This window comes from Stenotrophomonas sp. 01N47, from assembly GCF_056399165.1.
Window position 1 is genome coordinate 25,822 of sequence record NZ_JBFTQU010000002.1, and the last position, 21,709, is coordinate 47,530.

The window sequence follows — 21,709 nt, forward strand, 5'->3', positions numbered from 1 at the left end:
CGGTTCCATTCAGGAAAGCGACTGCCAGGGCACTCGGGCCAACACCGCCCTGCCCTGTTCAGCCAGGGCCTGCGAACCCGGCAGCGCCTGACCATTGATGGCATCCAGCGCCCACAAACCGCTGGCGTTGCAGGCGAAAGCCGCGCGCATACCGGCCAGCTCATCCAGCCGCAACGGCCGGGTCTGCTGCGGTCCCACCCAGCCTGCCCGCAGCAGTGCCTCAGCGGTTCCCCGCAGCGCAGGCGCCTGCGGCCAGATCAGGTGTTCACCGTCATGCACGGCCAGGTTCCAGGTCGTGCCCTCGCTTATCTGCCCATTGGCGGTCACGAACAGCGCATCGTCGAAACCCGCTGCCAACGCGGCACGGCGCCGGGCGAACAGGCCAAACGTACCGACATGCTTGATCTGCGGCAGCTCTCGCTGCCATGTCGCGCTGCGTACGCGTTTCGGCGCGGTCAGCGCGACCGGCGCGGAGACGGCAACCAGTACATCCACCGGCACGCTTGCCAGCGGCGCGCGGAAATCGAAACGGCGCGAGAACACGGTGACCCGCATCGATGCGTCGACCTGGCCGGCCTGTTGCAGCGCCTGCGCCATCCACGCCTGCACCTGCGCGATATCGAGCGCGCTGCCGAACAACTCCTGGGTTGCCTGCGCCAGCCGCTGCAGATGCAGATCAAGCCCCTGCACCGCGCGGCCGCGCACCTGCAACGAGGTGAAGTGGCCGTAGTTGGTCAGCGCCGGCAGCAGGTCTTCGGCCCGCGCCGTTGCGCCGTTGCAGGTCACCGTCATCGCAGCAGCGCCTGCGCCTGTTCCCATATGCCACGCAGAACGTCAGCGGCCGGCGCTGCCGGTGCCATCCACGCCGACTGCCCGGCCCAGGCCTGCATCGCAGCAAGCCGGTTTTCCTGCGTGGCCTGCTTGCGCATCGGTCCAGTCAGGCCACGCTGCACCGGGTACGGGCGCGGCGCGGGTGCGCCCTCGGCAGCAGCTGCACGCACGTAGGCAGTGGCCAGGCCACGGCCCAGGCGACCACTGAAAGCGCGGGTCGGCCAGGTGTCTTCGGGTTCGCTGCGGGCCAACGCATCGGCCAATGCCGGCGCCACCGCTGCTTCGGGTGTGCGCAGGAAGGCCGTGCCGATCTGCACGGCGCTGGCCCCGAGCATCAAGGCAGCAGCAATGCCGCGACCATCGCCGATTCCGCCCGCAGCGATCACCGGAATACTCAGGTTGTCCGCCAGCCGTGGCAGCAGTGCGAACAGGCCGACCAGCTGCTGTTCTGCACGTATCGGATCGAAGGCGCCGCGATGGCCGCCGGCTTCGGCGCCCTGCGCGACCACCGCGTCAGCACCCGCGTCCTGCGCAGCGCGCGCTTCGGCCAGCGTCGTAGCGCAGGCAATCCAGGCGATGCCCGCATCCTTCAACTGCTGCACATGACGCGGCGACAGCACGCCCATGATGGTCGAGGCCACCGCCGGCCGTGCCGCCAGCAGCGCACTGAACTGCTCCTCGAAATCGGCAGGCGTGGCATCCGCTGCGCTGGCCGCAACCTCCGGCCCCCACTGGCCGAGAAACGCACGCGTGCTGGCCTCGGCGGCCACATCGCGCACCGGCGCGGGATCGGGCAACCACAGGTTCACCTGCGCCGGCCCGCTGGAAGCGGCCCGGAAGTCCTGCATCCAGCGACCGATATCAGCCGCCGGCGACAACACGGCCCCCATCGCGCCCATGCTGCCGGCGTTGGCCAGCGCGGCGGAAAGCGGAACCGGACAGGCACCGGCCATCGGTGCCAGCAGGATCGGCAGCTGCAATGAAAAACGCCGACAGAAATCGTCGGCGCGTTCGAGAATCGGCGAAAGGCTCACGCGACGCACCTGTGGGAGGAGTCGCTGCCAGCATACGCCAGACACTGTGGACGGGAGCGTCGCCCCGGGCGATCCGCTCCCGCCTGGCTCAGCGTGCAGACACCGCGTAGGTGCGGACCAGCTGGCTGTCCATTTCTTCGTTGAACTTGAACGTCACATAGCGCGCGTCATCAGCGGCAAACTCTTCCTCGGCGCTGGCGCGACCGATCTCGGTGCCCTCGGCATCCAGCGCACGCGCCACCAGCTTGCCCTTGAACGCCTTGTCGGCCACCACGTACACCGCCGCGTCCTTGGAGCCCATGCCACGGCTCTTGCCGAGGGTGACGGTGAGGCCCTGCGCGGCCAGGCCCGGATCAGCCTGCAGCGTCACGTTCATGCGCTTGTCCACGCCCTCGCCCAGTCCGGCGACGAAATCGGCGGCGGTACCACTGATGGCACTACCGGCCTTCTGCGACACGGAGGTGTCGTCCTTGCAGGCAACCAGGCCCAGGGCCAGCGCCATCACCACGATCGACTTGTTCATGCACATTCCTTTGATTGATTCCGCGGGTTGTTCAAGCGTTCGATACAGCGCGCGCTCAGCGGAACGGCATGCCACGGCCGCCCATGGCGCCCATCATGCCCTTCATGCTGCGCATCATGCCCTTCATGCCGCCACCGGCCATCTTGCTCATCATCTTTTCCATCTGCATGTACTGCTTCATGAGCTTGTTGACGTCGGCCGGGGTCACGCCCGAGCCCTTGGCGATGCGGGCGCGACGCGAGCCATTGAGCAGGTTCGGGTTGCGCCGTTCCTTCTTGGTCATCGAGCCGATGATGGCGATCATGCGCGGCACTTCCTTGCCCTGGCTGACCTGCTGCTTGAGGTGCTCGGGAATCTGGCCCAGGCCCGGCAGCTTGTCCATCAGGCCGCCGATGCCACCCATGTTCTGCATCTGCTCGAGCTGGTCGCGCATGTCGTTCAGATCGAACTTCTTGCCCTTGGCGACCTTCTCGGCCAGCTTCTGCGCCTTGTCCTTGTCAACCTGCTGCTCGACCTGCTCGACCAGCGACAGCACATCGCCCATGTCGAGGATGCGGCTGGCGATACGGTCCGGGTGGAACACGTCCAGGCCTTCCGGCTTTTCGCTGACACCGACGAACTTGATCGGCTTGCCGGTGATGTAGCGCACGCTCAGCGCGGCGCCGCCACGGGCATCACCGTCGGTCTTGGTCAGGACCACGCCGGTCAGCGGGAGCGCATCACCGAAGGCCTTGGCGGTATTGGCCGCGTCCTGGCCGGTCATGGCATCGACCACGAACAGCGTTTCAGCCGGGTTGACCGCAGCGTGCAGGGCCTTGATCTCGGCCATCATCGCTTCGTCGATGGCCAGGCGGCCGGCGGTATCGACCAGCAACACGTCGACGAACGACTTGCGCGCGTCATCGATGGCGGCGCGGACGATGGCCTCCGGCTTCTGCTCGGCGCTGGACGGGAAGAACAGCACGCCCACCTGGTCGGCCAGCGTCTTCAGCTGCTCGATCGCCGCCGGACGGTAGACGTCGGCCGAGACCACCATCACCTTCTTCTTGCGCTTTTCCTTCAGGTGCTTGGCCAGCTTGCCGACCGTGGTGGTCTTGCCGGCGCCCTGCAGGCCCGCCATCAGGATGATGGCCGGCGCGGGAACGTTGAGGTTCAGGTCGCTGGCTTCGGCGCCCATCACCGCGGTCAGCTCGTCGCGCACGACCTTGATCAGGGCCTGGCCCGGGGTCAGCGACTTCAGCACTTCCTGGCCGACCGCACGCACCTTGATGCGCTCGATCAGGGCCTGCACCACCGGCAGCGCGACGTCGGCTTCGAGCAGCGCGATGCGGACCTCGCGGGTCGCCTCGCGGATGTTCTCTTCGGTCAGGCGGCCACGGCCGCGCAGGCGCTCGATGGTGCCGGAAAGGCGCTGGGTCAGGGACTCGAACATGCGGCGCAACCTGTCTGAAAGCGGGGGACAATAAGGCCCACAGTATAACGGGTCCATCGCGCTCCCCGGACTGCGACGCCACGCCCGTCGCCAGCACCGCGGGGGTATGCGAAACTTCAACGATGACAATCGTTCTCATCGCCGTCCTGCTCTACCTGGCCGCCAGCGCCCTGCTGGTGCGTGCCCTTGGTCGCAACGACGGGGTGACCTCGCCCGCGTGGCTGTGGCCTGCGCTGCCGGCGATGCTGCTGCATGGCGGTTATCACGTGCTGGTGGCGATGCGCACGACCGGCGGCCCGGACATGCACTTTTTCGCCGCGCTGTCGCTGGTCGGCCTGGGAATGGCGTGGCTGACCTCGCTGGTGGGCGCGCGCGGGCGCATGTCCACCCTGGGCGTGGTGGTGTTCCCGCTGGCCGCGCTGCTGCTGGTGGTCTACCACGGCTACGGCCATGAACCGAGCAAGCTGCTGGGCTGGCGCCTGGCAAGCCACGCCTGGCTGGCACTGCTGGCCTACGCCACGCTGAGCATCGCCGCGCTGCTGGCGATCATGCTGTGGCTGCAGGAACGTGCGCTGCGGCGCCGTGAATTCCGTCCGTGGCTGCGTGCGCTGCCGCCGATGGCCGATCTGGAATCGCTGCTGTTCAGGGTGATCACCGTCGGCTTCGCCCTGCTGACCCTGACCCTGGTTACCGGCGTGCTGTTCGTCGACGACCTGCTGGCGCAGAAGCTGGTGCACAAGACGGTGCTGAGCGTGCTGTCGTGGATCGTGTTCGGCGTGCTGCTGATCGGCCGCCGCCGCTATGGCTGGCGCGGCACGAAGGCAGTGCATTGGACGCTGACGGCGATGCTGTTGCTGCTGCTCGCGTTCTTCGGCAGCCAGTTCGTGATCGAGCTGGTGTTCGGGCATTCGCGATAGAGGCGTGCCGACCAACGGTCGGCACCCACCCCAACATCACCTGGTAGTGCCGGCCGCCGGCCGGCAATCGGAGCACAGTAGATCCACGCCATGCGTGGATGCCCCAGCTCAAGGCAGCGGTTGGGCCAGGATCCTGCGCACCGAGCGACCACTGTTGGTGAGGATGTCATCGACCTGCCAGCAGCCCTCGCCCTTGCGCACCATCGGCACGCGGGTCACGTACGCCTTGCCCCAGACCGGATAACGCATTTCGACCTGGCCGGCCGTGGCTGAGGCCTGCTTCCAGTTGTAGCGCACCGGGCTGTCGATCTCCCCGTCCTGCGCATCCAGCCACGGATCGGAATCGATCGTGCAGATGCCCTCTTCGCGCACCTGGCAGGCACGCTCGCCGTGCAGCGCCTTGGCAAACGCCGCACTGACCAGTGCCTGCGGCGGCTCCAGCAGGTCGCCCTTGCCGGTGGTCGCTTCGAAGAAGGCCCGCGCCACGTCAGCCGGTTGCTGGCAGGCCGGCGCGGCCTGCACGGTGGGGGCCAGCAGCAGGCCGATGATCACCCACATCCCTGTCTTCCGCATGTTCCAATTCCCTGGTGGTAGTGCCGGCCGCTGGCCGGCAACGCGTGATTCCATGGGGTTGCCGGCCAGCGGCTGGCACCCCCGATATCGGCGGATTACAACCCGTACCGTTCGATCGCGTCCAGATGCGGCTGGCGGTCCTGGTCGCAGGCCTCGGCCAGGCGCAGCCAGCAGTGTGGATGTGCCCAATCCGCCGTGGCCTGCTGCAGGAAGCGGTGCAATGCCAGCGGCGCATGGTCCTGCGGCTGGGCGACGGTGAACAACAGGCCCGGCAACGTCCCGTCCTCCGCGTCCGGATCGGTCACGGTGTAGTCCGCACGGCTGTGCGACCACACCTTCCAGCCCTGTGCCTCGGCTGCCTCCACGAAAGCGTTCCATGCCTCCTCGCCCGGGTGCGCGCCGTCGACCAGCCAGCTGCGCGCGAAACCACCCCGCTCCAGCACATGCACCTGCGCATAGGTCGGAATGAAGTGCTCGCGCTCCGCTTCGTCCTCTGGTGCGGGGTGTACCAGGCCGGCGTCGAACACCACCCAGTCCCCCACCTGCTGCGCGCGGTTGGCCGGTGCGTTCTCGACGATGCGCGCGGTCACCGGGCCGCTGCGGCGGGCGTAGTACTCCATCGGCTCGCCGCCTTCTTCGCTGCGGATGATCACCCAGCCCCAGGGCTCTTCGACCACGCCCTGCTGGCTGGACAGTTCCATGCCGATCGCTGCCGCCGAGCGGCGCACCGCATCCCAGTCGCGCGCCGCACTGGCCGCACTCATGTGGTCCCAGTGTGCGCCGTTTGGCTCTTCCAGCAGTTCCACCAGCTGCGCGTAACAGGCCTGCGCCTCGCTGAAGCGGCCGGTCTCCATGTACATCCGGGCAAGCGTCCCGCGTGCGCCATTCGAGCCCGGCGACAACGCCAGCAACGCCTGCACGGCCTGTTCCAGTGCCGGCCAGTCGGACGCGCGCCGTGCGCGCTGCACCTCGCACCAGTGCGCGAACACCGGCACGCTGTCGCGGTAGGTCGCGGCCAGCCTGCGCAGGCCGTCATCATCGCCCTGCTCGGCCAGCCAACGCATCAGCGTGTAGGCCGCCGCGCCATCTTCCTGCGCGTGGCCGCGCACGAAATCCCACAGCAGCGCCTGCGCTTCGGTCTTCGCGCCACAGGCATGCAGCGCCGAGGCGGCAACTTCGGCCAGTGCGCCGTCGTCGGGCCGCTCGGCGTGCGCCTGCAGCAGCCACTGTGCTTCACGCTCGGGATCGCGCGACTGGTTCTGTTCGCCCTGCGCTTCCAGCCACGCCAGCAGCTCAGCGGCAGGCACCGGCAGCGGCGCCATCTGCGGCAGCGCTTCGATGCGTGCCGCCAGACCGGCCACCAGCGCGGCAGCGCCACGATCCTGCCGCAGCTGCGCCAGGTGGGTACGGGCCAGTCCAAGCTGGCGCTGCGCCACCCAGCGCGCACCACGCTGCAGGGCCAGTTCAAGGCTCAACGCAGCAACCTCGATCACCAGGCGATGCGCGCCGACAGCGGCGAAGTGCTCGATGATCGTGTTGAAGCGCGTCCCCAGATCCCATGTATTGCGGGCGGCATCACGGCTGCACAGTGTCGAAGCGGTATTGGCCCACAACCGCCAGTGATTCGGCGTCAGCTCGCTCCAGGGCACCAACTGCTGCAGCGCCTCTTCATCGCGCCCCAGCTGGGCCAGTGCCCAGGCCTTGGACAGCCGGCGCGGCACCGTGCAGTTGGCAGGCTCGTATTCGCCCGCAGCGGCCACTTCGGCTTCGCGCTTCTCGATCAGCGCCAGCGCTTCCTGCGCACGGCCGCTGGCCAGCAGGATCTTGATCTGCATTTCAGGGAAGCTGTCGAACACTTCCTTGCCGCGCGCCTGGATCGCCGCCGCCTGCACCTGCAGGTAATCCAGCGCATCCTGGCCGCGGCCGTCGTCCAGCAGCGCGTCTGCCTTCTCGCAGCTCAGGCACTGGAAGCAGGCCCAGCTCGGGTCGATGCGGCCCAGCGTCTCGTCGCAGACCTCGATGCGTTCGGGCACCCAGCCCGGACCATCGATGTTGCCGTAGCAGGCGGCGAGATCCTGGGTGACGCAGATCGACTGCGGGCAGTCCAGGGTATCGGCACGGTGTGCGCGCTCGAACAGCGCCACCGACTCGCCCAGCGCGCTTTCACCTTCCACGCGGTTGCCGACGCGGTTGCGCAGCGCCCAATGGCCGACATAGACGTCGACCCAGGGGTTGTCCAGCGCCTTGCCCAGCGCGCGCGCTTCGGGAAGCAGTGCATCGACGCGGTCGACCTGAAGTTCACTGACTTCATCGGCAAGGCGGGTCAGCAGGTGGGCGTTCTGTGCCTGCCCGGCCTGGCGCAGGTCTTCCTGCAGTTTTTCGACCCAGTTCCAGATATCCATGGGGGTAATGCTCCTGTCTAGCGAAGGCTGGATGAGAAGGGGCGGTGCTCAGCGCAGCATCTGCTGCAGGGCACCGGCAATATCAGTGAATGCACCATTGAGATCGGGGCCCGGCGTCGCCGCACTCCGCTGCAGCGGCCGGCCCTGCGCGGACACGATGATCTTCAGCGAGCGCAGCAGGCGCGCAGCCGACGCGGCCTGCGGGTGGCCATCGCGCTGGGCCTGCAGCAAGGCCTGCACGGCTGGATTGTCCAGGTTGAGGTAGAGCCGCGACGGCGCACGCGCCTCGATGCGCGCGGTGAACTGGCGCGCCAGCCGCAATGCAGCCATCGATACGCGCTTGTCGTTCTCGTCGTCTTCCAGGCGCTGTTTCAGTTCGGCTTCGCGGTCGGGCACGACCACCACCGGCAGCGCCTCGGGGCTGAACCGCGCCGGCAGCAGCTGTTCGCCGTCGCCCAGGTGTTCGCGCAGCCAGGCCAACTGTGTATCGTCAAGGCTGTCGTCGGTGCGGAACAGTGCCCGATTGCCCTGCTCGGTACCGAGTTCGACCAACCGCAAACCCTTGGCCTGGGCCCAGCGGCGCAGGAAAGGCACCACGGCATAGCGGTGGCCATGCGCGACCGGCACGCCCATCGCACGGAACAGCATTTCCTCGAAGCCGCCACCGTTGTCGAGGATCACATGCACCGCGCCGCGCGCCGGCAACGCGCTGGCCGGCAGGTCACCCTGCGAGGTCGGCACGCGCACGTGTTCCAGCAGCAGGTCGAACAGGCGCTCATCGCACAGCGCCGCGCCCAGCAGGGCTTCGTTGTGGCGGCTGAGCACGCGCCGCCAGGCTTCGGGCTGCTGCCGCGCGACGTCGGCCAGGCCATCGATCAGCGCTTCCAGCAGGGCGTGCTGTACGGCGCGATAGTGGTCATCGCGCTGCAGGTCCTCGCGGCTGGCGGTCGGGGTCAGCTTCGACGATTCGATCACCCCGCCGATGAAGCCGGCCCACGGCGGCAGCAGGTCGCGCGCATCGTCGTCCAGCAGCATGCCACGCACGAACACCGAGAGGTTGCGGTTGTCGCTGGTGCCGTAGGTGGCACCGTCCTGCACCCAGAGCATGCCGACGGCGTCACTGCTGCCATCGGACTGCAGCGGCATCGTCACGATGGGCTCGAAATCGTGCTCGAAGCGGGCCGCGAACTGCTGCGCGTGGCGGCGTGCCTGCACCGGATGCAGTGCGACGTCACCCTGCCCGCGCCACGGCGGTGGTTCGGGATTGATCGCGGCCGTCGCCGCACCGATGAAGATCGGCTCGGACAGCAACGCGCAGTAGCGACCCAGCACCTCGTGCAGGCGCGCTTCGTTGGCCAGCGGCAGGAAGTCCGGATGCAGCTCCAGCTCGACCTCGGTGCCGATCGCGCGTGCCGGCACTTCGCTGACGGTGTACTGCTCGGCGTTGCTGGACACGTACAGGTGGCCCAGCTCTGGTGACTGGTAGGAGGTGGTACGCACGCTGACACGGCGCGCCAGCACGAAGGCCGACAGGAAGCCCAGGCCGAACATGCCGATCAGGCCTTCATTGTCCTCGCCGTCCTGGCGCAGGCCGCGGGTGTAACCGACACCGACCGTGGCCAGGTAATCGTGGATTTCCTGCCGGGTCAGGCCGGCACCGGTATCGGTGATGCGCAGCACGCCAGCGGCGACATCGACCTGCACGTCGATGCGCGACACACTCTGGGTGCCGGGCTGCTCGATACGGCGACGGATGATCGAATCGTGCGCGTTCTGCACCAGCTCACGCAGCGCCACCATCGGGGTGGAATACAGGTGCTTGCCCAGCACCGTCATCAATCCATTGAGATCGACCCCGGCGCGGCGGATTTCGGCGGCGGGGGTGCTGAACATCGGGTCCTGCATGTAATCGATTACTCCTTGCCACGGAAAGGCGCCAGGGGGCGCCTTCGTCGAGCCGGGAAAACTAGCACAGGCAGGCTGACCGCTGCTGTGCCGTCGGCCGAATCTGCGGTTCCGCGCACGGACCCGCCCCCGGTCACGCCGCGTCGATGGCCTCGGACAGGCGTTCGACCGCGATCACTTCCATCCCCTTCACCGAGCCGCCCTTGGGTGCATTGGCCTTGGGCACGATGGCGCGCTTGAAGCCGTGGGTCGCGGCTTCGCGCAGGCGATCCTCGCCGTTGGGCACCGGCCGGATCTCACCGGACAGGCCGACTTCACCGAACGCGATGGTCTTCTCGGCCAGCGGACGGTCCTGCAGCGAGGACAGCACCGCCAGCAGCACCGGCAGGTCGGCGGCGGTCTCCTGCACGCGGATGCCACCGACGACGTTCACGAATACGTCCTGGTCGCCCACCATTACGCCGCCATGCCGATGCAGCACCGCCAGCAGCATGGCCAGACGGTTCTGCTCCAGCCCCACCGCCACGCGGCGCGGATTGGACAGCGGCGAGGCGTCGACCAGCGCCTGCACTTCCACCAGCAGCGGCCGGGTGCCCTCGCGGGTGACCATCACGCAGCTGCCCGGCTGGTGCGTGCTGGCACCGGACAGGAAGATCGCCGACGGATTGGAGACTTCCTTCAGGCCCTTGTCGCCCATCGCGAACACGCCCAGCTCGTTGACCGCACCAAAGCGGTTCTTGAAGGCGCGCAGCAGGCGGAAGCGGCTGCCGCTCTCGCCTTCGAAATACAGCACGGCATCGACCATGTGTTCCAGCACGCGCGGGCCGGCGATGCCGCCTTCCTTGGTTACATGGCCGACCAGGAACACCGCGGTTCCGGTTTCCTTGGCGAAGCGCACCAGCCGCGCAGCGCTCTCGCGCACCTGGCTGACCGAACCGGGTGCGGCAGTCAGCGTCTCGGTCCACAGCGTCTGTACCGAGTCGGCCACGATCAGCCGCGGCCCACTCTTGGTGGCGTGCTGCAGGATGGATTCGACACCGGTCTCGGCCAGCGCGTTGACGCCCTCCAGCGGCAGCTCCAGCCGGTGTGCACGACCGGCCACCTGGGCCAGTGATTCTTCACCGGTGACGTAGAGCACCGGCAGCACCGCGGCCATCTTCGCCACCGCCTGCAGCAGCAGGGTGGATTTGCCGATGCCCGGGTCGCCACCGACCAGCACCACCGCGCCTTCGACCAGGCCGCCACCGAGCACGCGGTCGAATTCACCGATGCCGGTGCTGACCCGGTTGTGCTCGGTCTGCGCCACGTCCTTCAGCGCGGTGATCTTCGGCGGGTCGATCTTGCCGGCCCAGCCTGCACGGCGCGAGGCAGGCGCCTTGGCCGCCGCAGCACTCTCAAGGACGATTTCCGACAGCGCGTTCCAGGCATTGCACTCGGTGCACTGGCCTTGCCACTTGCTGTATTCGGCGCCGCATTCATTGCAGACATACGCGGTGCGGGCTTTGGCCATCGGGAATTTCCTGCAGGGGCAACGAGCGTGGCAGGATAGCCGAGCCGGGTCGCAGCTGCTGCGACCACTCAAGTCCCACCCGCCGGTGCCGATAGCGGTGGCGGGCGTGCGCCTTGCGGGCGCCCCTCCCCTTTCCTCTGGATTCAACATGACTGGTAGTTACAGTCAGGGCCTGGTCGCCATATCGCTGCTGGTGGCGATCCTGGCGTCGTATACCGCACTTGACATGGCCGGCCGCCTGGCCACGGCCGAGGGCCGGGTCGCCCGCTGGTGGCTGGCCGGCGGTGCCGCCGCAATGGGCCTGGGCATCTGGTCGATGCACTTCATCGCGATGCTGGCGTTCGAGCTGCCGATTCCAGTCGGATACGACCTGGCGATCACCCTGTATTCGCTGGCCGTGTCGATCGGCGCGTCGGCCTATGCGCTGTGGCTGGTGTCACGACCCAGCCTGCCGCTGCCGCGGCTGGCCGCCGGTGCGGTGCTGATGGGACTGGGTATCGCGGCGATGCACTACCTGGGCATGGCCGCGATGCGGATGCAGCCCGGCATCGATTACCACCCCGGCTGGTTTGCCGCGTCGATCGCGGTGGCCATCGGTGCCGCCGGCGCAGCGCTGTGGATCGCCTTCCGGCTGCGCGTCGAGCAACGCAATACGGTGCGCCTGCGGATACTGGCGTCGCTGGTGATGGGCCTGGCCATCGTCGGCATGCATTACACCGGCATGGCCGCCGCCCGTTTCCCGGCAGGCAGCGTCTGCGGCGCCGTCGGCAGCGGCGGCATCGATCCCCGCTGGCTGGCAGTGCTGGTGATCGTGACCACCCTGGCCACGCTGGGCATCGCCCTGGTTGCCTCGCTGTTCGACCGCCAGATGCGCGTGCGCACCGGTCTTCTGGCCGATTCCCTGGCGCACGCCAATGACAGGCTGATCCAGGCGGCACTGCACGATCCGCTGACCCAGCTGCCGAACCGCATGCTGCTGCAGGATCGGATCGAACAGGCCATCGAAAAGGCGCAACGCCGCCAGCAGTCGGTGGCGGTGATGTTCTGCGACCTGGATGGCTTCAAGGCCGTCAACGATGCCTATGGCCACCAGCTGGGTGACCGCCTGCTGGTCGCGGTGGCCCAGCGCCTGGGCGCGCAGCTGCGCCCGCAGGACACCCTCGCCCGCCTCGGCGGCGACGAGTTCGTGATCGTGCTGGCCATCGATGCACCTGATGATGCGGCGGTGGTCGCCGAGCGGGTGATCGCCGCGGCCGGCGAACCGTTCGTGCTGGACGCGGCGGAGCTGCAGGTCACCGCCAGCCTGGGCATTGCCCTGTATCCGGACGATGCCAGCGACGAACGCGAGTTGATGGCACATGCCGATGCGGCGATGTACCACACCAAGGAAACCGGCCGGAACGGCTACACCTTCTTCATTCCCTCGATGCAGCTCAGTGCCAACCGTCAGCTGCGGCTGCTGCAGGACCTGCGCAAGGCGATCGCGCGCAACGAACTGCTGCTGCACTACCAGCCGAAATTCCCGGCGGCCGATGCACCGGCCACCGGCGCCGAGGCGCTGCTGCGCTGGCAGCACCCGGAACTGGGCCTGCTGGCGCCGGACGTGTTCATTCCCATCGCCGAGCGCAGCGGCCTGATCCTGCCGATCGGCGACTGGGTGCTGGACCAGGCGTGCGCGCAGCTGCGCGCCTGGCATGACGGCGGACACAGCCATTGGACGATGGCGGTGAACCTGTCGCCGCTGCAGTTCGCCTCGCCGGCCCTGCTGGAGAGTGTGCGTTCGGTCCTGCAGCGTCACCGCATCGACCCGGCGCGGCTGACCCTGGAGATCACCGAAACCACGGCGATGAAGGATGTCGAGGCCAGCCTGGCGATCCTCAACGATCTGACCGCGATGGGCGTGCACATCGCCATCGATGATTTCGGTACCGGCTATTCCAGCCTGCTGTACCTCAAGCGCATGCCGGCCACCGAGCTGAAGATCGACCGGGCGTTCGTGCATGACCTTGAACGCAATGACGAAGATTCCGCCATCGTGTCCTCGATCATCGCGCTGGGCCGTACCCTGCAGCTGCAGGTGGTGGCCGAGGGCGTGGAGACCCAGGCCCAGCGCGATTACCTGAGCGAGCTGGGCTGCGACCAGCTGCAGGGTTACCACCTGGGGCGGCCGATGGAGGCCGAGGAATTCCTGCGCAAGGTGGGTTAGAGGCAACCGCATCCACGCATGGCGTGGATCTACTGTGCGGGGACTTCGCGGTGACTGGTAGATCCACGCCATGCGTGGATGCGTTCCCCGCGATCGCGCAACAAACAAAAAGGCCGCCCGGGGGCGGCCTTTCTGCGTGGCAACGTCGCGAAGACGTCAGTGCATCATGTGCACGTTCATGTTGTGCATGACCCACAGGGTACCGGCCACGATGATGCCGATCACCACCACGGTGAAGGCCGCAGCGTTGACGTTCCAGCGGCTCTCCGACGACCGGTCCAGGTGCAGGAAGAACACCAGGTGGACCAGCATCTGCAGCACCGCGGTGATGGCGATCACCACACCGTTGACGGTGCGCGAGAAATCACCCGACATCACCATGTAGAACGGGATGACGGTCAGCACCACCGCCAGCACGAAGCCGATCAGGTACGACTTGACGGTGCCGTGGCTTTCGCCGCCGGCGGCGTGGTCGTGTGCATGGTTGTCATGTGCCATTACAGCGCTCCATTGAGGTAGACGACGGAGAACACGCCGATCCAGATCAGGTCCAGGAAGTGCCAGAACAGGCTCAGGCACGCCATGCGGGTCTTGTTGGTCGGGGTCAGGCCGTACTTCTTCAGCTGCACGAACATCACCAGCAGCCACAGCAGGCCCGCGCTGACGTGCAGGCCGTGGGTACCGACCAGGGCGAAGAACGCCGACAGGAAGGCACTGCGGTCCGGACCGTAGCCCTGATGGATCAGGTGCTGGAATTCATAGACTTCCATGCACATGAAGCCGAAGCCCAGCAGCCAGGTGATGCCCAGCCACAGGAACATCTGGCCGACCTGCTTGCGGTGCATGGAGATCATGCCCAGGCCGAAGGTCAGCGACGAGGTCAGCAGCAGCGCGGTTTCCCACGCCACGAACGGCAGCTCGAACAGGTCCTTCGCGCCGGGGCCGCCATCAGTGCCGCCGGCCAGCACCACGTAGGTGGCAAACAGCGAGGCGAAGATGAGGCAGTCGCTCATCAGGTACACCCAGAAACCGAAGACGGTGTTGCCGCCGGTGTCGTGGTGCTCGTGGTCGTCATGGCCATGGGCCGCCGCGTGTGCGGCGTGCCCGTGGTTCACGGTCGAGGTATTGGTGCTCATGCCTTCAGCTCCGACTTCACCAGGCCCTGGGCTTCCAGGTGCTTGCGGTGTTCGTTCTCGATGCGTTCCACCTCGGCAGCCGGGACCCAGTAGTCCACGTCCTGGTCGAAGGTGCGGTAGATGAACGTGGCGATCATGCCGACGAAGCCGATGATGGCCAGCCACCAGATGTGCCAGATCATCGCAAAGCCGAACACCATGCTGAAGGCGCCGATGACAACGCCGGTGCCGGTGTTGCGCGGCATGTGGATGTCGGTGTACTTGGCCGGCTTCGGCCAGGCTTCACCACGCTGCTTGCGCTCCCAGAAATCGTCCAGCTCGGTGACTTCCGGCAGGGTGCCGAAGTTGTAGAAAGCCGGCGGCGAAGAGGTTTCCCACTCCAGCGTACGGGCATCCCACGGGTCGCCGGTCAGGTCGGCAGTCTTCTTGCGGTCGCGGATCGACACGGCCACCTGGATGATCTGGCACAGGATGCCGGCACCCACGATGAAGGCGCCCACAGCGGCCACCAGCAGGAACGGCTCGTAGGCCGGGTTGACGGTGCTCTGCAGACGACGGGTCATGCCCATGAAGCCCAGCACGTACATCGGCATGAAGGTCACATAGAAGCCGATGAACCAGCACCAGAACGCGCACTTGCCCCAGAACTCGTTGAGGCGGAAGCCGAACATCTTCGGCCACCAGTAGGTGATGCCGGCGAACATGCCGAACACCACGCCGCCGATGATGACGTTGTGGAAGTGGGCGATCAGGAACAGGCTGTTGTGCAGCACGAAGTCGATGGCCGGGATCGCCAGCATCACGCCGGTCATGCCGCCGATGGTGAAGGTGACCATGAAGCCGATGGTCCACAGCACGGGCGTGGTGAACTGCACGCGACCGCGGAACATGGTGAACAGCCAGTTGAAGATCTTCACGCCGGTGGGGATGGAGATGATCATCGTCGTGATGCCGAAGAAGGCATTGACGTTGGCACCCGAGCCCATGGTGAAGAAGTGGTGCAGCCACACGATGAACGACAGCACGCCGATGCAGGCGGTGGCGTAGACCATGCCCTTGTAGCCGAACAGGGCCTTGCGCGAGAAGGTCGCGATGACCTCGGAGAACACGCCGAAGGCCGGCAGCACCAGGATATAGACTTCCGGGTGACCCCAGATCCAGATCAGGTTGATGTACAGCATGGCGTTGCCGCCACCGTCATTGGTGAAGAAGTGCGTACCCAGGTAACGGTCCAGGGTCAGCAGCACCAGGGTGATGGTCAGCACCGGGAAGGCGGCGACGATCAGCACGTTGGTCACCAGAGCGGTCCAGGTGAAGACCGGCATCTGCATGAGCTTCATGCTCGGGGTGCGCATCTTGAGGATGGTGATGAAGAAGTTGATACCACTCAACGTGGTACCCAGACCCGCCACCTGTAGTCCCCATATGTAGTAGTCCATACCTACATTGTTGCTGTACTCGATGCCCGACAATGGCGGGAACGCCAGCCAGCCGGTGGCGGCGAATTCACCGATCCACAGCGACAGCATGATCAGCACCGCACCGGACACGAACAGCCAGAAGCTGAGCGAGTTGACGAACGGGAACGCGACGTCGCGCGCACCGATCTGCAGCGGCACGGCCAGGTTCATCAGGCCGGTGATCAGCGGCATCGCCACGAAGAAGATCATGATCACGCCGTGGGCGGTGAAGATCTGGTCGTAGTGGTGCGGAGGCAGGTAACCCTCGGACCCGCCGACGGCGATGGCCTGCTGGGTACGCATCATGATCGCGTCGGAGAAACCGCGCAGCAGCATGACGAAGGCGACGATGATGTACATCACGCCGATCTTCTTGTGATCCACCGAGGTGAACCACTCCTTCCACAGATAGCCCCACAGCTTGAACTTGGTGATCAGGGCGACGACGCCCAGGCCACCAAGGATCGCGCCGACCAGGGTGGTCAGCACGATCGGATCGTGGGGGATCGACTCAAGAGAGAGTTTTCCCAACATGTTCATTCTCCCGAACCCGCGTGGCCGGCATGGCCTGCGTGTTCGTGTTCGGTGGCATCCAGGTTCTCGCCGGATTCCTTGGACTCATGGGCGTCGCTCGGGGCATGGCCCTCGTGCGCTTCATGGCTGGCAGCGTCGGCAGCAGCGGCACCGGCGTGGGAATGCTTCATGCCGTAGTGCTTGTTGTCGCCCATGTGCTTGGCGATGACCCAATCGAACAGGTTCTCTTCAACCTTGCCGAAGTAGGTGACCGGGTACCACTCGGAATTCTTCGCTTCGCCCAGCGCCTTGAACGAGGCCTTGTCCAGGCTCTGCTCGCCGGCACGGACCTGGTCCAGCCACTGGCGGTACTGCGCATCGGTGACCGAGTAGGCAGTGAAATGCATCTTGGCGAAGCCTGCACCGCTGTAGTGCGAGGACATGCCCGGGAATTCACCGGTCTCGTTGGCGATCAGGTGGAGCTTGGTCTCCATCGCCGCCATCGAATAGATCATGCTGCCCAGATGCGGGATGAAGAACGCATTCATCACCGTATCGGAGGTGATCTCGAAGTTCAGCGGGGTGTTGACCGGGAACTTGATCTCGTTGACGACCGCGATCTTCTCTTCCGGATAGATGAACAGCCACTTCCAGTCCAGCGAGATCGCCTGGATGGTGACCGGCTTGACGTCCGATTCCAGGGGCTTGTACGGATCCAGCGCGTGCGAGGACCGCCAGGTCAGCACCGCCAGGACCAGCACGATCATGCAGGGGATCGACCACACCACCACCTCGATCGCCGTCGAGTGGGACCACTTCGGCTCGTAGCGGGCCTTGGTGTTGGAGGCGCGATACTTCCACGCGAAGGTCAGGGTCATGATGATGACCGGGATGACGACCAGCAGCATGAGCACGGTGGCCGTGATCAGCAGTGTCTTTTCATCCTGGCCGATCTGGCCCTTCGGACTGAGGATGGCCACGGCATCGCAGCCGGTGAGCATCACCAGCAATGCGAGCAGCAAGCCCGGGCGCAACCAGCGCCCAAGGGTTTTCAACGGAATCATCGGTCGATCCAATTGCGAGGGAATGCCGTTCCCCGTCCTGCCCGCACCGGCCAAAGCCGGGCCCACCCGTCAAGAAGACAGGCAGGTAAGGTGGGGTCGAGTCAGCCTTTCAATTTTAGGCCGTCACCCACCATTTAAGAAAGGCATTGACAATGATCAGGCGCAGGAAAGGCCCGGATCTGGCTGCGACACGTTGTCGCACCGCGCCATCGTGGCGGGCAGAACGCGCGGGGACGGCAGCGTAGCATCGGTCTCGGCGACGACGAGGCCCCTCGTTCGGCAAAGTCGACTGAACAGGTTCAGCAAGTCTTGAGCTCCCTTTCTTCGAGGAACCCGGCATGGACAGACCCTTCAGCGTTGAACGCATCGACCACGTCGTACTGCGGGTACGCGAGCTGGCCCGCAGCGAAGCCTTCTACGGCCAGGTGTTGGGGTGCGTGGCGGTGCGGCGGCGCGAACACCTGGGCCTGGTGCACCTGCGTGCGGGTACGTCGATGATCGATCTGATCAGCCTGGATGGCACGCTCGGTCGCCACGGCGGTAGCGGGCCGGGCAGCGAAGGGCGCAACGTCGACCACCTGTGCCTGCGCGTCGAACCCTTCGACGAGGCCGCGCTGGTCGCCCACCTTGCGGCCCACGGCGTGCCGGTACTGGGGCCAGCCGAGGTCAACTTCGGCGCCGAGGGCGATGGATTGTCTTTGTACTTCAAGGATCCGGACGGCAACACGGTGGAACTGAAGGGGCCTGCGAACGGAGCCAGTCGATGAAGCGAGCACTGCCCCGGGCCCGAGCCCTGCCTCCGCTATCAGCCCTGGAACCGCACCGGCACGCGCAGGGTGATCTGCTTGAGCGTGGTCAACGGCCGCGCGGGGGTGACGTGCCATTTCAGCGCAGCCTCACGTGCGGCGCGATCCAGCGCAGGATGTCCGCTGCTGCGGTCCACGGTCACATCGAGCACGCGCCCCTCGGCTGACAGGGTGATCGACAGCTCAACGCTGCCTTCGGGCACCGTCTCGCCGTCACCACGCGGATAACGCGGCGGCTGCCGGCGCGCCATCGCCGCCAGCTGCGCGCCCAGCGCCTGTTCGGGGTTCAGCTGGGGCGGCGGCGGGCTCATGGCGATCGGCGATGGTGCGTTCACGGTCACCGGCGGTGGTGCGGCAGCCACAGGCGCTTTGAACACGACAGTTACCTGCCTGCGCTCGCCGCCCGTGAGCACCTTCGACGCGCTGTGCCAGGCGCGCGCGCCCTGCCGCGCGGCCTCATCCAGCACGGCGTTGCCACTACTGCTTTCAATCAGCACCGAGGTAACCACGCCGCTCTGCCAGACATCCACCTGCAGGGTCACCATGCTGTCGGCCTGCACCGGCGCGCGCAGCGGGATGCCGTGGCGCAGGTCCTTGAACCCGGCAGCGGGCAGGTCGACCAGCACCTGCCCATACTCGGCCGGCGGCGACGACGGCGGCAAGGGTGGCGACGTACGCAATGCCAAGCCCTTGCGATCAACCAGCATGCCCGCTGGCGGCATCGCGCGTTGCGCCTGCCTGACGGTGTCCGCTTTCGAGGTTGCCGGCGGTGAAGGCTCCGAGACCACCGGGCCCGCCGGGTCTGCAGCGGTGCCGGTGGCGTCCGGAGCCTCGCCTTTGCCTGCCTTTGCCTGCCGATCATCATCGCCCAGCAGCAGCGTCGCGCGCGCCTTCAGGATCTCCATGCGATCTTCGGAGGCGCTGGCCAGCAGCGTCGAGAGCATGAACACGTCGCTGCCAAGCAGCAGTGTATTGACGTCGAACCGGGCCGGATCAGCCGAGGCGGTCTTGTCGCTGCGGTCGATCAGTCCGGCAATCACCAGCGCACCCAGCGCGAGTTCTTCGTCCGTGTCGACCATCGTCGACGCGTAGGCATTCCACAGGCGCTCCTCCAGCGGTGCATAGGCGAACAACACCTCCTGCGTGCCGTGGACGCGCCACAGGCGCTCTTCCAGTGCCGCGTCGCCCTCTCGGTCGAATGGCTTGCGCGGCGACCACCGTGAGCGGATCGCCAGCTCCTGCAGATCCGTCGCCAGCAGGCGCATCGCAACCGAGGTGCTCGATGGCGAGAGTTTCCACATCTGCTGCAGCAGCTCGACCTGCTTCAGCTCCAGCTCGCGCGCTTCCTCCGCCGTCAGCCGGTCCACCATCGCGCCCGCATCGCTGGCCAGACCCGCCGTCCTTTGCGTACGGCGGCCGGAGCGGGCAGCAAGGGTCTCGATCGTCTCGTTGTACGCCGCACGCAAGCGCTCGTACTCCGTGCGGTCTTCGCGCAGCGCTGGACCATTGCGCGCCCACAGATCCAGCTCCTGCATCAGCGCCTGCGTGCGCGGCAGATCGCCACGGGCAGCGGCACGCGCTGTTTCGTGCACCTTGTTGAGCATTTCCCGCTCGAAATGGCCGCGCGAATACCAGCGCGGAACCGTCGTGCGATCCTCGCCGACCACGACCGAGCGCGCTCCTTGCATGCTCCCTGCGCCCGCAGCCCCATCCCCGGAAATACCGGTGACAACAAAGATGACGAACGAGAGGAAACCGAACATCACTGCCGCGATCAGATAGTCCACGGCCCGGTCCTGCACCGCTACGCGCAGGAACGACAGCACCGACACCGCACCGCCGATCAGCAACGCAGCACGCAACGCCGCCCTGCCGTCGCTCAACACACCGCTCGACAGCACTCGTCCGAGCCAGCCGATCGAGCCGTAGACCAGCACCCCGAGGTCGCCCCAGAACGGCGCCATCCCGAGCAGCGCCAGCAACAGCACGGCCAGTACACCCAGCAGCTTCATGGGCGCTTGCTCATGATCAGCATCGGCACGAACAGGATGAACAGCAGGATCGCGATCGCCAGCATGGCCATCTGCACGGCCAGCCCCACGCCATCCCAGATGCCTGGATCCACCAGCGCGCTGTAGCGACGATAGGCCGGCATGCCCCAGCCCATCACCCAGCCCAGCAGCAGCGTGCCGATCACCGCCATCGTCACCCGCGACATCACCCCGGGAACACCGCTTGCCGCCGACGCCTGTGCGGCCACCGGCTGCGCCTGGTTACTGCGTGCGGCAGTGCGTCCGCGCTGCTTGCGGGCCTTGGCCGGCTTCTGTCGCGAGCGGGTCTGTGCCGCGCGTGCGCTGCCAGCCAGCAGTTCGACGCGGGCGCAGGCGGCACACGGCATGCCGACAAAATGCTGGTGGGCCGCATCCTTGCCACACGTCACCAATTGCCCGGCGTTGCGCCGCGCGTAGTCCAGCAGCAGCGTGGCCCATTCCTGCGCCGAAGGCCGCCGCCGCGCCTGCGTCGAAAACGCACGATCAAACATGTCGCGCAGTGCCGGCGGGAACATCTCATGCCCACTGACCGGCGAGGGCAACATCCGCGGATGCGGTTTGCCGCGCGCATACGGGTACAGGTTGGCGGCGATGCGCGCCGGCAGGTCGCTGGGCACCGTCGCCCCCTGCGGCCGGCCCGCATACGGATGCAGGCCGGAATTGAGCAGCTGGAATACCATCACCGCCAGCGCGAAGCGATCCTGCGCCTCCTCCTGGCCCGGCTTCACCCCCGGCTGCTGGAACTCGAACGCCAGATAATCGGTGGTGACCTGCCCGGCCGGGAAGCGCTCGCCCTTGCCCTGGATGCTGAAACCATCGCAATCGAGCATCGCGATGAACAAGGTGCTGCGATAGAACCGCACGTTCAGCGGCTTGAGGTCGACCACATAGTGCTGCCGACGGTGCAGCGCAGCCAGCATCACCGCCAGGTTGGCGGCCAGCGTCATCTTCGCGCCCAGGCCGGTAGGCAGGCCCTCGGCACGCGCCTGCCGCTCCTGCAGCACATGCTCCAGATCGCTGGTGGCCGACAGATCCAGGATCGGCATGGTGAAGCCGATGAAACGCCCGCTGCGGTCCCGCAGCAGGGTCAGCGGCCAAGCAATCTGCACTTGGTCGGCGCCCTGCCCTTCCATCGGCGGCAGGTCCGGCTGCAGCTCCAGCATCGCCTGCAGCTTGCGCTCGTAGATGCGCGCGTCCTTGTCCGAGTGGTAGAGCTTGGCCACTTCGCGCGGCCGCTCCTTGAGGGTGAACACACTGCCCGCACCGCCACTCTTGAGCAGCCGCTCCAGGGTCAGCGGTCTGCGCTGTGCGTCGTAGACCTTTTCGCCGCTGCGCCCGGGCATGTG

17 protein-coding genes are annotated in these 21,709 nt (G+C 66.6%); 3 read left to right on the forward strand and 14 right to left on the reverse strand.

The features are described 5' to 3' along the window. Positions 1 to 9: 9 nt before the first annotated feature. From AC1DKR_RS04015 to ffh, 4 genes are all read right to left on the reverse strand, one after another. Complete coding sequence (locus AC1DKR_RS04015; RefSeq protein WP_478031244.1) at positions 10 to 792, reverse strand: aminotransferase class IV family protein; 783 nt, start codon at positions 790 to 792, stop codon at positions 10 to 12. Beyond that, a complete protein-coding gene (locus tag AC1DKR_RS04020; protein ID WP_478031246.1) occupies positions 789 to 1,865 on the reverse strand; it encodes an NAD(P)H-dependent flavin oxidoreductase in 1,077 nt (358 codons plus the stop codon). The genes AC1DKR_RS04015 and AC1DKR_RS04020 overlap by 4 nt, the downstream gene beginning before the upstream one ends. An 88-nt stretch (positions 1,866 to 1,953) precedes the next feature. Further along, on the reverse strand, positions 1,954 to 2,388 hold the full coding sequence (locus AC1DKR_RS04025) for a hypothetical protein (RefSeq protein WP_025873823.1): 435 nt from the start codon (positions 2,386 to 2,388) through the stop codon (positions 1,954 to 1,956). A gap of 55 nt (positions 2,389 to 2,443) precedes the next feature. Further along, positions 2,444 to 3,820, reverse strand: coding sequence for a signal recognition particle protein (gene ffh / locus AC1DKR_RS04030; RefSeq protein WP_025873824.1), 1,377 nt, complete (start codon positions 3,818 to 3,820; stop codon positions 2,444 to 2,446). 122 nt (positions 3,821 to 3,942) lie between these two features. Between ffh and AC1DKR_RS04035 the strand changes: the two genes are divergently transcribed. Beyond that, positions 3,943 to 4,737 (forward strand): cytochrome C assembly family protein, encoded by a 795-nt coding sequence (locus tag AC1DKR_RS04035; RefSeq protein WP_312111422.1) that lies wholly within the window; start codon positions 3,943 to 3,945, stop codon positions 4,735 to 4,737. A 108-nt stretch (positions 4,738 to 4,845) separates the two neighbouring features. Here AC1DKR_RS04035 and AC1DKR_RS04040 read toward each other — a convergent pair whose 3' ends face one another. From AC1DKR_RS04040 to radA, 4 genes are all read right to left on the reverse strand, one after another. Next, the gene (locus AC1DKR_RS04040) at positions 4,846 to 5,310 is read right to left on the reverse strand and encodes a YqhG/Tai3 family protein (protein WP_442243804.1); all 465 of its coding nucleotides are present in this window, start codon (positions 5,308 to 5,310) and stop codon (positions 4,846 to 4,848) included. A gap of 95 nt (positions 5,311 to 5,405) precedes the next feature. Further along, the gene (locus tag AC1DKR_RS04045) at positions 5,406 to 7,712 is read right to left on the reverse strand and encodes a tetratricopeptide repeat protein (protein WP_478031249.1); all 2,307 of its coding nucleotides are present in this window, start codon (positions 7,710 to 7,712) and stop codon (positions 5,406 to 5,408) included. Between the two features lie 48 nt (positions 7,713 to 7,760). Further along, positions 7,761 to 9,617 carry an ATP-binding protein gene (locus tag AC1DKR_RS04050; RefSeq protein ID WP_478031251.1) on the reverse strand — a complete coding sequence of 619 codons (1,857 nt, stop codon included), beginning with the start codon at positions 9,615 to 9,617 and terminating at the stop codon, positions 7,761 to 7,763. 133 nt (positions 9,618 to 9,750) lie between these two features. After that, positions 9,751 to 11,127 carry a DNA repair protein RadA gene (gene radA, locus AC1DKR_RS04055; RefSeq protein ID WP_089239626.1) on the reverse strand — a complete coding sequence of 459 codons (1,377 nt, stop codon included), beginning with the start codon at positions 11,125 to 11,127 and terminating at the stop codon, positions 9,751 to 9,753. 148 nt (positions 11,128 to 11,275) lie between these two features. Between radA and AC1DKR_RS04060 the strand changes: the two genes are divergently transcribed. Next, positions 11,276 to 13,333 (forward strand): putative bifunctional diguanylate cyclase/phosphodiesterase, encoded by a 2,058-nt coding sequence (locus AC1DKR_RS04060; RefSeq protein ID WP_478031253.1) that lies wholly within the window; start codon positions 11,276 to 11,278, stop codon positions 13,331 to 13,333. Between the two features lie 156 nt (positions 13,334 to 13,489). Here the strand turns inward: AC1DKR_RS04060 and cyoD are convergent, their stop codons facing one another. Genes cyoD through cyoA form a run of 4 tightly spaced genes read right to left on the reverse strand, consistent with a single transcriptional unit; the run spans position 13,490 to position 17,506 of the window. Next, positions 13,490 to 13,831, reverse strand: coding sequence for a cytochrome o ubiquinol oxidase subunit IV (cyoD, locus tag AC1DKR_RS04065; protein WP_478031255.1), 342 nt, complete (start codon positions 13,829 to 13,831; stop codon positions 13,490 to 13,492). Continuing rightward, positions 13,831 to 14,469, reverse strand: a complete 639-nt coding sequence (gene cyoC / locus AC1DKR_RS04070) for a cytochrome o ubiquinol oxidase subunit III (protein ID WP_176021359.1) — start codon at positions 14,467 to 14,469, stop codon at positions 13,831 to 13,833. The genes cyoD and cyoC overlap by 1 nt, the downstream gene beginning before the upstream one ends. Next, positions 14,466 to 16,463 (reverse strand): cytochrome o ubiquinol oxidase subunit I, encoded by a 1,998-nt coding sequence (gene cyoB, locus AC1DKR_RS04075; RefSeq protein ID WP_089239620.1) that lies wholly within the window; start codon positions 16,461 to 16,463, stop codon positions 14,466 to 14,468. Before cyoB ends, cyoC begins: the two co-directional genes overlap by 4 nt. Positions 16,464 to 16,465: 2 nt before the next feature. Beyond that, on the reverse strand, positions 16,466 to 17,506 hold the full coding sequence (gene cyoA, locus AC1DKR_RS04080) for a ubiquinol oxidase subunit II (protein WP_312109752.1): 1,041 nt from the start codon (positions 17,504 to 17,506) through the stop codon (positions 16,466 to 16,468). Positions 17,507 to 17,844: 338 nt separating this feature from the next. Between cyoA and AC1DKR_RS04085 the strand changes: the two genes are divergently transcribed. Then, positions 17,845 to 18,273: a VOC family protein gene (locus tag AC1DKR_RS04085; protein ID WP_478031258.1), complete on the forward strand. Its 429-nt coding sequence runs from the start codon at positions 17,845 to 17,847 to the stop codon at positions 18,271 to 18,273. Positions 18,274 to 18,311: 38 nt separating this feature from the next. Here the strand turns inward: AC1DKR_RS04085 and AC1DKR_RS04090 are convergent, their stop codons facing one another. Together AC1DKR_RS04090 and AC1DKR_RS04095 are read right to left on the reverse strand one after the other, a co-directional pair. After that, on the reverse strand, positions 18,312 to 20,324 hold the full coding sequence (locus tag AC1DKR_RS04090; RefSeq protein ID WP_478031261.1) for an energy transducer TonB family protein: 2,013 nt from the start codon (positions 20,322 to 20,324) through the stop codon (positions 18,312 to 18,314). Beyond that, on the reverse strand, positions 20,321 to 21,706 hold the full coding sequence (locus tag AC1DKR_RS04095; protein ID WP_478031263.1) for a hypothetical protein: 1,386 nt from the start codon (positions 21,704 to 21,706) through the stop codon (positions 20,321 to 20,323). The genes AC1DKR_RS04090 and AC1DKR_RS04095 overlap by 4 nt, the downstream gene beginning before the upstream one ends. Between the last annotated feature and the right edge of the window lie 3 nt (positions 21,707 to 21,709).

Coding starts and splice junctions, on each gene's coding strand:
- AC1DKR_RS04015 (WP_478031244.1), bottom strand. CDS start 792: ATGACGGTGACCTGCAACGGCGCAACGGCGCGGGCCGAAGACCTGCTG.
- AC1DKR_RS04025 (WP_025873823.1), bottom strand. CDS start 2,388: ATGAACAAGTCGATCGTGGTGATGGCGCTGGCCCTGGGCCTGGTTGCC.
- ffh (WP_025873824.1), bottom strand. CDS start 3,820: ATGTTCGAGTCCCTGACCCAGCGCCTTTCCGGCACCATCGAGCGCCTG.
- AC1DKR_RS04035 (WP_312111422.1), top strand. CDS start 3,943: ATGACAATCGTTCTCATCGCCGTCCTGCTCTACCTGGCCGCCAGCGCC.
- AC1DKR_RS04040 (WP_442243804.1), bottom strand. CDS start 5,310: ATGCGGAAGACAGGGATGTGGGTGATCATCGGCCTGCTGCTGGCCCCC.
- AC1DKR_RS04045 (WP_478031249.1), bottom strand. CDS start 7,712: ATGGATATCTGGAACTGGGTCGAAAAACTGCAGGAAGACCTGCGCCAG.
- AC1DKR_RS04050 (WP_478031251.1), bottom strand. CDS start 9,617: ATGCAGGACCCGATGTTCAGCACCCCCGCCGCCGAAATCCGCCGCGCC.
- radA (WP_089239626.1), bottom strand. CDS start 11,127: ATGGCCAAAGCCCGCACCGCGTATGTCTGCAATGAATGCGGCGCCGAA.
- AC1DKR_RS04060 (WP_478031253.1), top strand. CDS start 11,276: ATGACTGGTAGTTACAGTCAGGGCCTGGTCGCCATATCGCTGCTGGTG.
- cyoD (WP_478031255.1), bottom strand. CDS start 13,831: ATGGCACATGACAACCATGCACACGACCACGCCGCCGGCGGCGAAAGC.
- cyoC (WP_176021359.1), bottom strand. CDS start 14,469: ATGAGCACCAATACCTCGACCGTGAACCACGGGCACGCCGCACACGCG.
- cyoB (WP_089239620.1), bottom strand. CDS start 16,463: ATGTTGGGAAAACTCTCTCTTGAGTCGATCCCCCACGATCCGATCGTG.
- cyoA (WP_312109752.1), bottom strand. CDS start 17,506: ATGATTCCGTTGAAAACCCTTGGGCGCTGGTTGCGCCCGGGCTTGCTG.
- AC1DKR_RS04085 (WP_478031258.1), top strand. CDS start 17,845: ATGGACAGACCCTTCAGCGTTGAACGCATCGACCACGTCGTACTGCGG.
- AC1DKR_RS04090 (WP_478031261.1), bottom strand. CDS start 20,324: ATGAAGCTGCTGGGTGTACTGGCCGTGCTGTTGCTGGCGCTGCTCGGG.
- AC1DKR_RS04095 (WP_478031263.1), bottom strand. CDS start 21,706: ATGCCCGGGCGCAGCGGCGAAAAGGTCTACGACGCACAGCGCAGACCG.